Source organism: Clostridium sp. DSM 8431 (assembly GCF_900116755.1).
In the GTDB taxonomy this organism is placed as follows: domain Bacteria; phylum Bacillota; class Clostridia; order Clostridiales; family Clostridiaceae; genus Clostridium.
Genome location: NZ_FPBY01000088.1, coordinates 1 through 14,534, shown reverse-complemented (window position 1 = coordinate 14,534; position 14,534 = coordinate 1). Strand labels below are relative to the sequence as shown.

Below are 14,534 nucleotides of genomic sequence, written 5' to 3'. Positions count from 1 at the left end.
TTAGTGGTATATCAAGTGGAGTTAAAACTATAAGAGTAGAGCAAGTTGCAAATGATGGATCTACTTATAATACTGAAACTAAAGTTAATATAAAAAAATCAAATCCACCAATACAGGTTATTGATACTTTAACATCAGGACAAGTAATAGATGGTAATAGTTTATCTGTAAGTGGATGGTCATTAAATGCCATTGGTGTTAGCAAAATTAATATTTATGTAGATGATGCTTTAAAAGGCACAACTACAACTAATATAGCTAGACCAGATGTTAAAGCTGTATATCCAGCATATAATAATGCAAACAGTGGATATACTGCAAATATTGATATTTCAAATGTTTCTGGTGGAAATAGAAAAATAAGAGTTGAGCAAGTTGCTAAGGATGGTAGTACCTACAATACTGAAGTTGGAGTTTATGTAAATAAACTAGCACCATTACAAGTTATAGATTATCCTTCAAATAATTCAGTTATTACTGACAAGACATTTACTGTTAGTGGATGGTCATTAAATAATAGTGGTGTTAGCAAAATTAATATTTATGTAAATGGTGCTTTAAAAGGTACAACTACAACTAATATAGCTAGACCAGATGTTAAGGCAGCATATCCACAGTACAAGAATACATTAAATAGCGGATATAGTGCAAAAGTAGATATTTCAGATTTATCAGCTGGAAATAAAATATTGAAGGTAGAGCAGGTTGCACTTAATGGAGAAAAAACTGTAAATGAAATTACAATTAATATTCAAAAGGCAGCACCAATAACTGTAATTGATACACCTTCAAATAATACTAAAGTGGGTCTAAATAGTCTTACTGTATCAGGATGGGCATTAAATCCATCAGGAGTAAGTAAAGTAGAAGTATATGTTAATGATAAAAATGTAACAACAGCTAAGTTAGGATTATCAAGGCCAGATGTTGCAAGTGTATATCCAAGTTACAAGGATTCAAATAGTGGGTATACAGCTACAATAAACTCTGATGAAATTAAACCAGGTAATAATACCATAACGGTTAAACAAATAGGTAAGGATGGAAGTACAAACTCAGTTAGTACGACAATAAATCGTATTAAGAAAAATCCAGTTTCAGTATTAGATAGTCCGTCTAACTTAAGTTTAATTACAAGTGATTCAGTAAACTTTTCAGGATGGGCATTAAATGATTCTGGAGTAAAGACTGTTAACATCTATATAGATAAAGTTAAAGTTGTATCTCCAGCAATAAATATTGCTAGAGCAGATGTAGTTGCAGTTTATCCTGGATATCAAAATACTAATGTATGTGGTTTTTCAGCTAATGTAAATATAAGTTGCTTATCTACTGGTGAACATTCTGTTACTTTAGAAGCAATAGGAAATGATGGAAGTATTAATGTTGTAAATAGTATATTCTATTACAAAGAAAAACCATCAAAACTTATTGTTTTAGATCCAGGTCATAATAACGGTGGAGATGAAGGTGCTTTTGCTACTATAGATGGAAAAACTTATTCTGAAACTGTACTAAATGGACAAATAGCTTTAAAGACAAAAACTGCTTTAGAAAACAGTGGGTACAGAGTAGTATTAACTCGTGATCCATTAATTGAAGAAAGATATGGCTTAAATGAAAGCTTATCTAGAAGAGTTCAACTTGCAAACAGTTTAAATGCAGATTTATTTGTTAGTATACATCAAAATAAATATAGCGCAGAATCTGCTAATGGAACTGAAGTATATTATTCTACAAGCACAGCTGATTCAGGATATAGTCAGCCAGCAAATATGAGTAATAAAATTAATACATCAAAACAATTGGCAACTTCCATAAGTCAAAAGATATCAAGTAATGTTGGATTTAGAAATAGAGGAGCTAAAGATGGAAATTTATATGTATGTAGAAATACAAAGATGCCATCTGTACTAGTTGAATGTGGTTTTATTTCTAATAGAAGTGATGTAAGTAAATTATCGGATTCTGTTACGCAACAAGCTATAGCAAATTCAATTACCGAAGGTGTTAGATCTGTAGCGTTTTAGAATGACATAAGCCTTACAAGATTTAAGAGAAAATTTCTCTTGCTTGTAAGGTTTATTTTTTTGTAAGGATATGTTATTAACTTTTAATATTAGTTATGCTAAAATATAATTATATAAATAGCTATGGATATAAGGAGAGATACTAGTTATGAAAGTAAAAAAAGCGATTATACCAGCAGCTGGGCTTGGAACTAGATTTTTACCAGCAACAAAAGCACAGCCTAAAGAAATGCTGCCAATAGTTGATAAGCCAACAATTCAATATATAATTGAAGAGGCTATAGCATCTGGTATAGAAGAGATATTAATAATAACAGGTAGAAATAAAAAATGTATAGAAGACCATTTTGATAAGTCTATAGAACTAGAAATGGAATTAGAAAAGGCGGGCAAATCAGAGCTTTTAGAACTTGTTAGAGATATATCTGATATGGTTGATATACATTATATAAGACAAAAAGAACCAAAAGGTTTAGGTCATGCAATTCATTGTGCTAAAACTTTTGTTGGAAATGAACCATTTGCAGTTTTATTAGGCGATGATGTGGTATATAGTGAAGTACCTTGTCTAAAGCAACTTATAGATTGTTATGATGAATATAAAACAACTATTTTAGGTGTGCAAACAGTACCAGAAGAAAATGTATCTAAGTATGGTATTGTTGATGGTATACATATAGAAGACAGAGTATATAAGGTTAAAGATTTAGTTGAAAAACCATCACAAGAAGATGCACCAAGTAACGTTGCTATACTTGGAAGATATATAATAACTCCTAAGATATTTGAGATACTTGAAAATACTGCACCAGGAAAAGGTGGAGAAATTCAATTAACAGATGCCTTAAAAACATTAATTGGACAGGAAGCTATGTATGCTTATAATTTTGAAGGAAAAAGATATGATGTAGGAGATAAATTAGGATTCTTACAAGCTACAATAGAATTTGCTTTAAGAAAACCTGAATTAAGAGAACCATTTATTGATTATTTAAATACAAAACCTTGGGAAAAATAATTATAAAAAAATGAGTTGAAGTTTTAAAATTCAACTCATTTTATTTTTTAAAGATGGAGGAAAAAATTTGGTGATGAAATTACGTGATAAGAAAGTTTTTACTATAATATTAATTTCAATAGCTGCATTATTATTTAGAATATGTATGTTTAATTACGAAAGTGGAGATTATTCAATGTTCCTATCAAAATGGTGTGAACATTTAGAGAGTAATGGAGGATTTAATGGAATATTAACAGTAGATGCTGATTATAATGCAGTTTATCTTTATTTTTTAGCTCTATTTACATATATACCTATTAAGTATTTATACTCTATAAAGATATTGTCTATAATATTTGATTTTGTTATGGCTTTTGCTGCTTATCTTTTAGCAGAGGAGCTTATGAAAAATTATGAAAAGAAAGATAAGTATTCTTTAGCTGTATATGCTTTGGTTTTATTCTTACCAACAGTAATGATAAATAGTTCTTATTGGGCACAATGTGATTCTATATATGTTTCATTTTTATTATTTTCTATATACTTTTTAATTAAGAAAAAGTATAATTTAACTTTTATTTTATATGGTATATCTCTTACTTTTAAATTACAGGCTATTTTCTTCTTGCCGGTTTTTGGGATAATTTATTTAAAAAATAGGGAATTTTCAATTTTTAAATTTGTGTGGGTTTTAGTAGCAAATTTCATATTATATATACCAGCTATGATAATAGGAAAGCCACTATCAGGAATAATAGATGCATATACAACTCAAGTGGGAAAATATTCATATAAGACTGTATTTGGTTATCCTAATATTTATAATTTATATGATATTCATGCAGTATATCTTAATAAACCTGGTATAATTTTTACTATGTGTCTGCTTATGATTCTTATGGTTATAGTATTGTGTACTAAAGGGAAAATCGAAAGAGATAAGGTTTTAGAACTTGGAATAGTTACTGTGCTACTTGTAACTTATTTTCTTCCAGAGATGCATGATAGATATGGTTATGCAGCAGAAGTTATATCAATAATTTATTTGTTAACTACTAGAAGAAACTTAATTTCTGTTATATTAATTAATGTATGTGCTTTAATTAATTATTGGATGTGCTTAACAGGTATGTTTGAAAATTATATATGGGTTATATCTATTGTTCAATTTATCCCTGTTTTTGTGTTTACAAAGCAGTTTATAAAGGAAAGAATAGATGGTGGAATTTTATTAAAAAAGGCAGTGAATTAAAGTTCACTGTCTTTTAATATTGATATAAAGTAACCAAGATAAGTCCAAAATATTATTGGGATAAAGCTCACTATGTAAATTAGATCTGCTTCAAAAAGATTTACAAAGATTATCCCCACAATTAATGATAATCCTACAAGATTAATCTTTCTTTGCTTGGCAAATGAAAAGTCTATTTTTTTAACTAAGAATGTTAATGAAGTAGATAGTACAAATAAGAATAATACTAGTCCTATAAATCCATTAGCAGTAGTGATTTGAAGGAATATGTTATGTAATCCACCAGCTTCAATACCTGGTAAGATAACTCCAGGTCTCATAGAATAAACTTTTTCGACTAAATCACTATTTCCCACGCCAAGCACAGGATGCTTCTTTATTAATAACCATGCAGAGTACCATAATTCATTTCTTGCAGATAAGAAAGTATATAACTTTTCATGGAAAGCTGCAAAGCCTCCAATACATAATATTGCAGGAATAATTATCATACATCTTCTAAATATTTTATTCTTATATTTCATAAATATTAAAACAAAAGGAACTGCAATTATTAAGAAATATCCACTTCTTCCCTTTGAAAATATAAGTGATAAAACTTGTAATAATATATTTATTCTAAAAAATAGTTTAGCTTTAATAGATAGGTTTTGCTTTTTCATAATTAGATATAGAGTTACAATAATTCCAATACCAGAAGCTATAGCTAAAGCATTTTTATAAATATATAATCCTTGATTTAAACCATAAACAGTATCCTTAAGAGTAAATGATATTTTTCCAAAATACGTTATATTTGCTGCTAATGAAAAGATAAATGTAAAGATGGATATAGAGTAAGAAAATATGCCAATATCTTTAATTAATTCTTTTTTATCTTTATCATTGTCTATAAAGAATAGACCCATAAATAAGATTAAGTTAACTATCCATACTTTAAGATTACCTGAACTTCTATATATTAATAGGTTTGCAAGTAATGTGTATCCTAAAAATATAAATATAGATAATTCTATTAAATTAGGTTTTCTTTTTATTATTTTTATAATGTTGTAGAATGCAAGAAGTACTCCCCATACTAATGCTAACTTTGATAGTAGGTTTATAAAGGGAATTTCTTTTAATATAGATGTAAAACATAGACTAATAAATAAATAAAATAGAGCAAAATAAATATTATTGCCTATAGTTTTATTAAGTTTATCAAACATAAGTAAATCTCTCTTTCTCATTAAATTTCCAAAAATAATTATACTTTACAAAGTAACTATTATCAATTGAAATATAGACTTGGTAGTATACATAATGGGTTAAAAAGTCCTGCAGAACTTATGAATTTAATCAATATAACTGCAGGAACCTAAGTCTATTTTTTATTTAATTATCTTGGAATCATTCCAACTTTCTTTTGAACTTTTCTTAATGTTTTAAGTGAAGCATAAGAGGCCTTTTGAGCTCCTTCTTTATAAACTGATTCAAGATATTTTTTATCTTTTAGAAGTTCTTTAACTTTTTCTTGAATAGGAGAAAGTTCTTCAACTATTGCATCAGCTGCATCTTGCTTTAACTTAGCATAGCCTTCTCCTTTATAGCTTTCTACTAATTCTTCAGGTGAAATACCTTTTATAGCAGAAATTATATTTAAAAGATTCTTAACACCAGGTTGTTCATCTGTGTAATTGATTACTCCAATGCTATCAGTAACAGCTCTTGATATTTTCTTTCTTATAACTTCTGGTGGATCCATTATTAAGATGAATGAGTTTGGATTATCTGATGACTTAGACATTTTCTTTGTTGGTTCTTGTAAGTCCATAATCTTAGCCCCTTCTTTAGGAATATATCCTTCAGGAATTTTAAAGGTGTCGCTATAAGCTGAATTGAATCTATTAGCTAAATCACGTGTAAGCTCTAGGTGCTGAGTTTGATCTTTTCCAACTGGTACAAGATCAGTATTGTATAGAAGTATATCAGCAGCCATAAGTGAAGGGTAGTTAAATAAGCCTGCACCTATAGAGTTTCCATACTTTTGTGATTTATCTTTATATTGCGTCATTCTTGAAAGTTCACCCATGTATGTATTACATGTTAAAACCCATGCAAGTTCAGTATGAGCTGGTACATGAGATTGTATAAATAGGGTATTCTTGTTTGGATCTATTCCAGCAGCTATATATATTGATAGTAATTCAAGAGATCTTCTTCTTAAATCAGCTGGTTTTTGACGTACTGTTATTGCATGTAAATCAACTATGCAGAAATAACAGTCATATTCGTCTTGAAGTTTAACCCAGTTCTTTAATGCTCCTAGATAATTTCCTATAGTTAAATCTCCAGATGGTTGAATTCCGCTAAAAATTATTTTTTTAGCTTCTGTATTAGTGTTTTCTGACATTAAAAGCACCTCTTTCTAGCTTTTTAAGTAATATTTATATTATAAAATTAGTAAAATTGCCTGTCAATTAAATGTACCGACATATTTGCCAAGAATAGAGGTGAAAAATATAATGAATTTATGAAAAAGGGGGGCGTTTTAAATGGAAGTAAAAGCGATAAGAACTACAAGACAAATGGTTGTTACAGCATTAATGATAGCTTTAGTATTCTTAGCAGGAAGTGTGATTAAAATTCCTACAATAGGAGGATTTATTCATATTGGAGATTGCATGATTTTCTTATCAGTAATGATACTAGGTAAAAAAAGAGGAGCTTTAGCAAGTGGAATAGGAATGTTTCTAGTGGATATAATTGCAGGATATTATATATGGGCACCATTTACCTTTGCTATTAAGTTTATAATGGCATATATATCAGGAGCTATCATTGAAAGAATAAATAACAATGAAATTATTTCAGAATTTAAAAAGAGGTATATACTAGCTTTTATATGTGGTGGATTATTTATGATTATAGGTTATTTTATAGCAGGAGCTTTAATAGCAGGGCTTTTTACAAGTAGCGTAGGAATAATTCAAGAATTAATAATTTCAGCTAAGGATATCATAGGAAATGTTATTCAAGTTACCGTTGGAATTGTTCTTTCAGTACCTTTAAGTACAATAATTTTAAGAGCAAAGAATAAGATATTATAAATAAAAGCTGTGTAGAAAGCAAAGGTGAACTTTAGTTTCCACACAGCTTTTTGCCTTAGTTATTATTGTTGATTCTTTGATTTTTTCTTGCTCTTCTACATTCAGAGCATCTTACAGGATCATTTTCAAAACCTTTTTCTTTAAAGAATTAAATTGACTTGATAAATGAAACCTTGCCTAAACCTTTTTTGAATTTTAAGAAAGGGTTAATTATCTAAGAGAATTACCAAAATACTATTTATAAGTATTAAGTCACAAAGGTAATTAGTCTGTTATGCTTTTTTTCTTACTTTACTTTTAAAGTTATAAACTAACAAGCATAAAATGGGAATAATAATATAAATAGCTCCAGTTATAAACTGTAATATTTCTAAAGTATTAAATAAGAAAAATTGATTTTTATTTAATAAATATGAAGCTATAAATACTATAGTGCTATAAAATACTATAAATAGTTTCTTATTTTTTATTATATCCTTATACAATAATATTATTCCGTATGATGATAGAATATACTTTAAAAGCCACATAAAAACACTTCTAAATATATAAAATATCTCTCCAAATTCTAAAAATGAAGCTATTTGAACACGTTGTGAAGCAACATATTCAGGATAAAATATATTTGCAGCACGTTCAGGACCAAAGAAGGTTATTATTGATATAAAAGAAACAGTTACAAGGATGCTGCAAATTAGTATTGCAAGTGAACTATATTTTATTAAATATTTATCTTTTTCAATGTTATTTAAGTATGGAAGAACTATAGCAACTGAAGAAAATGAGCAAACTATTAATAATAAGCATATCCATAAATTTTTATCAAAGCCATTTCCTAATATAGGTAAAAGAAAACTAAAGTCTAGGTACTTTGCCATAAGTAAAAATAGCATTGAATCTCCTATAAGAACTAAAAATACAGAGCTTATTGTAGTAATAAGTATTGAATTAAAGTCCCTAGTTAGTATGTATCCACCTGGAATTAAAATAAAAAGCAGACAGTACCAAGTTGGAGTTGATAAGAAAAAGTTCGTATGAATAGAACTTGATTCAATTGCTGCAGACTCGATAGCAGATAAAAATAAAGCTATAGAGAATATAAAAATAATACATTTGCCTAAAATCTTAGGAAAAGAATTATTAATAATATCCCTAAAGTTATAGTTTCCACCTCTTTTAAATAATTTCATTAAGTATACCAAATAAAGATAGATAAGAATACATGCAAAGATTGCAGCAATTCCACTATCCCTTCCCCCGTAATTTATAAATATAGAAGAGTAGCTTCTAAGGCCAATAATACTTACAGCTATTATTAAAAACATTAGATGTTTTGTTGACATTTTATTCATAAAAATAATCTCCCTTTCTCACTATAGTAAAACGTATAAAATTAGTATTCTCAAAAATGCGAATATTAAACATTTTTATGAGGAATAATAATTCATGGTGATGCTTAATGATGAAAGATGTAAAGTATATAAAAGAAAAGTTTGAGGGGGCATTTGACGTTAAATTTAGAGAGATAACAACATGTCTTGGGGATTGCACTTTGGTTTTTATAGATGATTTATGTAGTGCAGGTTTTGTTAGTGAATATGTAGTAGCATCTTTACAAAATCAATATAATGATTTTAAAAATGTAGATGATTTCTTATATAAAGCCCTTGATATAAACCTTGCAGGCTTTGTAAAAGATATTGATGATGCAATAGATCATGTTTTGTCAGCAGATGTTGCAATAATATTTCATGATTATGAAAAGATGCTTTATGCAGAAACTAAAGGATTTACAAGAAGAGGAGTTTCTATACCGGTAACTGAAGCAGTTGTAAAGGGGCCTAGAGAAGGTTTTACTGAACTTTTAGTGGATAATGTTTCATTAATAAGAAGAAAAATTAAAAATGCAGATTTAAAATTTGAATCTGTAGTAGTTGGAAAAAAGAGTAATACTGCAGTATGTATATCTTACATAAAGGGAGTAGTACCTAAGTATCTCGTAGATAATGTAAAGGAAAAGATTAACGGTATGGACCTTAATTTCTTATTAGATACTAATTATATAGAAGCTGAACTTAGAGAAAAGAATACAGTTTTTGATACCGTTGGGTATACAGAAAAGCCAGATGAAATAGCAGCAAAGCTTTTTGAAGGGCGAGTTGCAGTGTTAGTTGATGGAACACCTTTTGTAATAACAGTGCCGTATTTCTTTTTAGAAAATTTTCAAGCACCTGATGATTATTATTTAAATAGATATTTTGTTAATTTTACAAGAGTCATAAGATGGATAGCATTTTTTATTGCTACTTTTGTACCAGGATTATATGTTGCAATTATTACCCATCATTTTTCACTTATACCTTCAATGTTTGTATTTAGATTAGCAGTATCTAGGGCTGGTGTTCCTCTTCCAACAATCGTAGAAGTTTTACTAATGATGATATCTTTTCAAATTATAAAAGAAGCAGGAGTTAGACTTCCACAGCCAATTGGAGGAGCTATGAGTATAGTTGCAGGACTTATCTTAGGAGATGCTGTTGTAAGTGCAGGAATAGCTTCAAGAATAACAGTTATTATAGTAGCTGCAAGTACATTAAGTTACTTCTTAACACCTAAGCTATATGGAGCTATGTCTATATGGTCAATTATTATAGCTGTAGTAAGTGCTCTTCATGGACTTCCAGGGTTTTTGATAATATCTATGATTTTATTAGTAAGACTTGCAGAGCTAAATACAGGAGGATATGCTTATCTTTTTCCAATAGGAAGCACAAGTACATACAAATTCAAAGATGTTGCCTTTAGAGGAAGGTTAGATAAGATATCAAAGAAAATTATAGAAGAGGGAGGACAAAATAATCATGAAGAAAAAAATAGCTGATATTATAGTAATTTTATTTATAATTCTAAATTTGACAGGATGTTATAACTATAGAGAAATTAATAAGATGACTTTTGTAACATCAGTTATTTTTGCTAAGGGGGAACGTGATAGTGTATCTGTATACTTAGATTGTGTAAGACCTTATAGAAGTGCTAATGAAAGCTCTGATAAGGGTAGAAGAGTAATATTTAAGGGAAATGGAAAAACAGCTCTTGAAGCTATAAGAAATATAAATGTTTCTTCAAACTATAATTTAAATTTTAGCCAAGTAAGAGCATATATCTTTTCAGAAGGAGTAGCTAAAGAAGGAGTTCAAAATTATATTGATCTTATTAATAATGACCAGCAGTTTAGCTATAAGCCCTATATGTTTGTATATGAAGGAGATGTTAAAAAGCTAATAGAGACAACAAATGAAGATGAAGAATATTTAGGATTATATCTTGATGAATTAATACAAAAGAATGATAAAAATGGTAAGGTTGTAAGATCAAATGTTAATGATTATATAAAAAATAGTAGAATAGGTTCAAGAAATAGCTTTATGAGTGATATTGAGTTAGTAAGTGACGATATTGAAAGTAAGATTCAGTTAAATGGAGGCTCGGTATTTCATGATAATAAGATAGTAGAAAAATTAAAACCAGAAGATGTATTAACTTATAACATACTTATGAAGACTGTAAGAGAAGGGACTTTTGAAGTACCTAATCCTAATGATAAAGAAAAATTTATTACTTTAGATTTACTAAATGAAACTAATGATACAAGTTTAGCAGTAGATGAAGATAATATTATCTTAACAAAAAATATTACTATTACTGTTATTTTAGGGGAAATACAAGGAGTTTTAGAAGTAGATGATATGGTATTAAATGAAATTAAAGCAAATGAAGAGGCTAAACTTGAAAAATATCAGCAAGACTTTTTTAAGAATTATAAAGAAAAAGGTATAGATATATTAGGTATTGATAGATTATTAGAAGAAGAATACCCAGAAATAGATAGGGAAAATTTTTTAGATAAGACATCACTAGTTACTAATGTAGAGTTAATTATAGACGGAAGTAGTCATATAAGAAATAGTTTATAAAAAACAATAACTTAATTATTGATATAAGATAAAAAAGAGGTTAACATAGTAAGTAGCTTTATAGTAACAATCCTTAAATAGGGTGGGTGAACAATGCTTAATAAAACTGAAGATTATGATGAACTAAAGAAGGAATATGAAAATTATCAAATTGTAACAGAGTTTCAAATGCAAAAGTTATCAAGAAAAATTATGAAGCTAGAAAAAGATGTTAATGTTCTCACGAATATAGTTGAAATAAATAAATATATAAATACTTATTTAAGTGATGAAAATCTTATGATGATGATTAATGATATAATAATAGGACTATTTGGAGTTTCTTGCTCTACCATATTTTTATATGAAGATGGGGAGTTAAATATAGAAGCAACTAATGTGAAAAATAAAAAGATAGATATTACAAAAGAAGAAATGGCGTATATAGATTCTGGTGAAAGGTTCATTTTAAATAATAAGGATGGAATAAGATATTATAAAGATACAGAACTAAAAATATGCTCAATAATGGGAATGCCTATAAAGCTAAGAGAAAAGTATATTGGATTTATAATAGTTGAACATAAGATTTTTAATTTCTTAAATTCAGAACATAATACATTTTTACAATCTATAGCTAATCAAATCGCTATAGAATTAGAAAATTCAATGTTATACAGAAAAATGAAAAATATGGCGAGAAAAGATCCTTTATTAAACATATACAATAGAAGATACTTTTTTGAGGCTGTAGAAGAAAAAGTTAAAGGTGATATTAAAAAAAATTATGCTATAGCAATGATTGATGTTGATAATTTTAAATTAATTAATGATAAGTATGGACATCAATTTGGAGACAAAGCATTAATTGAAATTGCTGAAGTAATTAAAAGGAATATTAATGAAAACATTATCTTAGCACGTTATGGTGGAGAAGAAATTATAATGTATATTGAAAATTTCAAGGATAAGCAAGAAGTTGTTGATATTTTAGAGAATATAAGAACAGCTATAGAACATAACGAAATAGATGATAAGATAATAACCATAAGTATAGGAATAGTCTTTTTGTCTGAGGATAAAAGAAGTATTAATGAGTTAATAAAAGAGGCTGATAGGCATTTATACAGAGCCAAATTTAATGGAAGAAATAGAATTGAATATACTATATAAACTTTAAGTGAGCTTTTAAAATAGGCTCACTTTTTTTCTATTAAAATGCATCAATATGTAGAAATAATTTGTATTTATATGAATATAATTTATTATATAATCTATTAGTATAAAAATTATAGAGGAGTGATCCTAATGATTCAAGTATTCTGTAATAAGAGAGGTTCAGGGAAAACTAAAAGATTAATTGATTTAGCTAATAAACAAATAAACTTAACAAAAGGTGCTTCGGTATACATTGATGATAGTTTAAAACATATGAGACAGATAGATAATAGAATTAGGTTTATATCAACTAATGATTTTAATATGGCAGGATATCAGAATTTTTATGGATTGTTATGTGGGATACTTTCTGAAAATTATGATATAGAAAATATTTATATTGATAACGTTTTAGATAATGAGATGAGTAAACTTAATGAATTTGAAAAAGGTTTTAGAAAAATGGCAGAGTTATCAAATAATTTTAATTTAAATATATATGTAAATATTAATTATGAGGAAGAAGAAATACCAGCCTTTATAAGAGAATATGTAGCTTAATATTGAAAATAATTGAAATTTATAATAGATGAAAAAGTTCTTGAAAGTATGCTAAGCTTCAAGGACTTTTTCTTTTATGTATATTGTTAGAATATGCAGAAAAGCTTGATAAAATGGCACTTTGAGGTTATACTATATATTAGTTATTTTAATGAAAAAAATAGGAGGTTTAGAAAATGGCTAATGTATTAGATGAGTTAATGGAACGTGGTTACATAAAGCAATTTACACATGAAGCTGAAACAAGAGAATTGCTAGAAAAGGAGAAAGTAACTTTTTATATAGGCTTTGACCCAACTGCAGATAGCTTACATGTTGGACACTTTATTGCAATGATGTTTATGGCTCATATGCAAAAAGCTGGACATAGACCTATTGCTTTGGTTGGTGGCGGAACTGCTATGATCGGAGATCCAAGCGGTAAAACAGACATGAGAAAGATGCTTACAAAAGAACAAATTGAACATAATGTTGAATGCATAAAGAAACAAATGGAAAGATTTATAGATTTCTCTGATGGTAAGGCAATATTAGCAAACAATGCTGATTGGTTACTAAATCTTAATTATGTAGATTTCATAAGAGATATTGGTGCACATTTCACTGTTAATAAAATGTTAGCAGCTGAATGCTTTAAACAAAGAATGGAAAAAGGATTATCATTCTTAGAATTTAACTATATGTTAATGCAAGGATATGATTTCTATGTATTAAATCAAAAGTACGGATGTAAGATGGAACTTGGTGGAGACGATCAATGGTCAAACATGATTGCTGGAGTTAATTTAATAAGAAAGAAAGCTCAAGAAGATGCTTTTGCAGTAACATGTACATTATTAACTAATAGTCAAGGACAAAAGATGGGTAAAACTGTTGGAGGAGCTTTATGGCTTGATCCAAAAAAAACATCACCATTTGATTTCTATCAATACTGGAGAAATGTAGATGATGCGGATGTTGAAAAGTGTTTAGCATTATTAACATTCCTTCCAATGGATGAAGTAAGAAGATTAGGAGCGCTTGAAGGTTCTGAAATAAATAAAGCTAAAGAGATATTAGCTTATGAAGTTACAAAACTTGTTCATGGTGAAGAAGAAGCTTCTAAAGCTCAAGAAGCTGCAAGAGCTTTATTTGCAGGTGGAGTAAATATGGATAATGTTCCTACAGTTACAATATCTAAAGAAAAGTTAGGTTCTGATTTATTAATGATATTAGCTGAAGAAAAAGTTGTTCCATCAAAAGCTGAAGGAAGAAGATTAATTCAACAAGGTGGATTATCATTAAACGGAGAAAAAGTTACAGATGTTAAGAGAGCATTAACTGAAGAAGACTTTAAAGATGGATCTGCTTTAGTTAAGAGAGGTAAGAAAAACTACCACAAGATAGAATTAGCTTAATAAAAAAGGGCTGGAGATAATCGAGGGCACTGAAAAAGTGCCCTTAGGAAAATTAAGTCCAAAAGATTGTTATTCAACAATCTTTTGG

The 14,534-nt window shown here is 28.2% G+C and carries 12 protein-coding genes and 1 pseudogene; 9 read left to right on the top strand and 4 right to left on the bottom strand.

Going from position 1 to position 14,534, the window contains the following annotated elements; translation table 11 throughout:
* From BM384_RS10210 to BM384_RS10200, 3 genes are all read left to right on the top strand, one after another.
* On the top strand, positions 1–2,030 hold a 2,030-nt coding region (locus tag BM384_RS10210), incomplete at its 5' end, for an N-acetylmuramoyl-L-alanine amidase (RefSeq protein ID WP_139232088.1).
* A 148-nt stretch (positions 2,031–2,178) separates the two neighbouring features.
* Positions 2,179–3,048 carry a UTP--glucose-1-phosphate uridylyltransferase GalU gene (galU, locus tag BM384_RS10205; RefSeq protein ID WP_090013395.1) on the top strand — a complete coding sequence of 290 codons (870 nt, stop codon included), beginning with the start codon at positions 2,179–2,181 and terminating at the stop codon, positions 3,046–3,048.
* 67 nt (positions 3,049–3,115) lie between these two features.
* The gene (locus BM384_RS10200) at positions 3,116–4,282 is read left to right on the top strand and encodes a DUF2029 domain-containing protein (protein ID WP_139232087.1); all 1,167 of its coding nucleotides are present in this window, start codon (positions 3,116–3,118) and stop codon (positions 4,280–4,282) included.
* Here BM384_RS10200 and BM384_RS10195 read toward each other — a convergent pair.
* Together BM384_RS10195 and trpS are read right to left on the bottom strand one after the other, a co-directional pair.
* Positions 4,279–5,514, bottom strand: coding sequence for an O-antigen ligase family protein (locus tag BM384_RS10195; protein WP_090013392.1), 1,236 nt, complete (start codon positions 5,512–5,514; stop codon positions 4,279–4,281). The genes BM384_RS10200 and BM384_RS10195 overlap by 4 nt on opposite strands.
* Before the next feature lie 149 nt (positions 5,515–5,663).
* Entirely contained in the window at positions 5,664–6,677 is a 1,014-nt protein-coding gene (gene trpS / locus BM384_RS10190) for a tryptophan--tRNA ligase (protein WP_090013390.1), read from the bottom strand.
* 142 nt (positions 6,678–6,819) lie between these two features.
* On the opposite strand from trpS, the gene BM384_RS10185 reads away from it, so the two are divergent.
* Positions 6,820–7,374: an ECF transporter S component gene (locus tag BM384_RS10185; RefSeq protein ID WP_090013388.1), complete on the top strand. Its 555-nt coding sequence runs from the start codon at positions 6,820–6,822 to the stop codon at positions 7,372–7,374.
* A gap of 55 nt (positions 7,375–7,429) precedes the next feature.
* Here BM384_RS10185 and BM384_RS10180 read toward each other — a convergent pair.
* Positions 7,430–7,522: pseudogene (locus tag BM384_RS10180) on the bottom strand (zinc-ribbon domain containing protein); the annotation flags it as partial.
* 124 nt (positions 7,523–7,646) lie between these two features.
* Positions 7,647–8,726 (bottom strand): GerAB/ArcD/ProY family transporter, encoded by a 1,080-nt coding sequence (locus BM384_RS10175; RefSeq protein ID WP_090013387.1) that lies wholly within the window; start codon positions 8,724–8,726, stop codon positions 7,647–7,649.
* A gap of 107 nt (positions 8,727–8,833) precedes the next feature.
* Here BM384_RS10175 and BM384_RS10170 point away from each other — a divergent pair, with 107 nt between their 5' ends.
* The 5 genes from BM384_RS10170 (at position 8,834) to tyrS (ending at position 14,446) form a co-directional block, all read left to right on the top strand.
* Positions 8,834–10,255, top strand: a complete 1,422-nt coding sequence (locus tag BM384_RS10170) for a spore germination protein (protein WP_090013385.1) — start codon at positions 8,834–8,836, stop codon at positions 10,253–10,255.
* Positions 10,236–11,351: a Ger(x)C family spore germination protein gene (locus BM384_RS10165; protein ID WP_090013383.1), complete on the top strand. Its 1,116-nt coding sequence runs from the start codon at positions 10,236–10,238 to the stop codon at positions 11,349–11,351. Before BM384_RS10170 ends, BM384_RS10165 begins: the two co-directional genes overlap by 20 nt.
* Positions 11,352–11,444: 93 nt before the next feature.
* Positions 11,445–12,503 (top strand): sensor domain-containing diguanylate cyclase, encoded by a 1,059-nt coding sequence (locus tag BM384_RS10160; protein ID WP_090013382.1) that lies wholly within the window; start codon positions 11,445–11,447, stop codon positions 12,501–12,503.
* A 135-nt stretch (positions 12,504–12,638) separates the two neighbouring features.
* Positions 12,639–13,049: a hypothetical protein gene (locus BM384_RS10155; protein WP_090013380.1), complete on the top strand. Its 411-nt coding sequence runs from the start codon at positions 12,639–12,641 to the stop codon at positions 13,047–13,049.
* Positions 13,050–13,225: 176 nt separating this feature from the next.
* Positions 13,226–14,446 (top strand): tyrosine--tRNA ligase, encoded by a 1,221-nt coding sequence (gene tyrS, locus BM384_RS10150; RefSeq protein ID WP_090013379.1) that lies wholly within the window; start codon positions 13,226–13,228, stop codon positions 14,444–14,446.
* Positions 14,447–14,534: the final 88 nt, after the last annotated feature.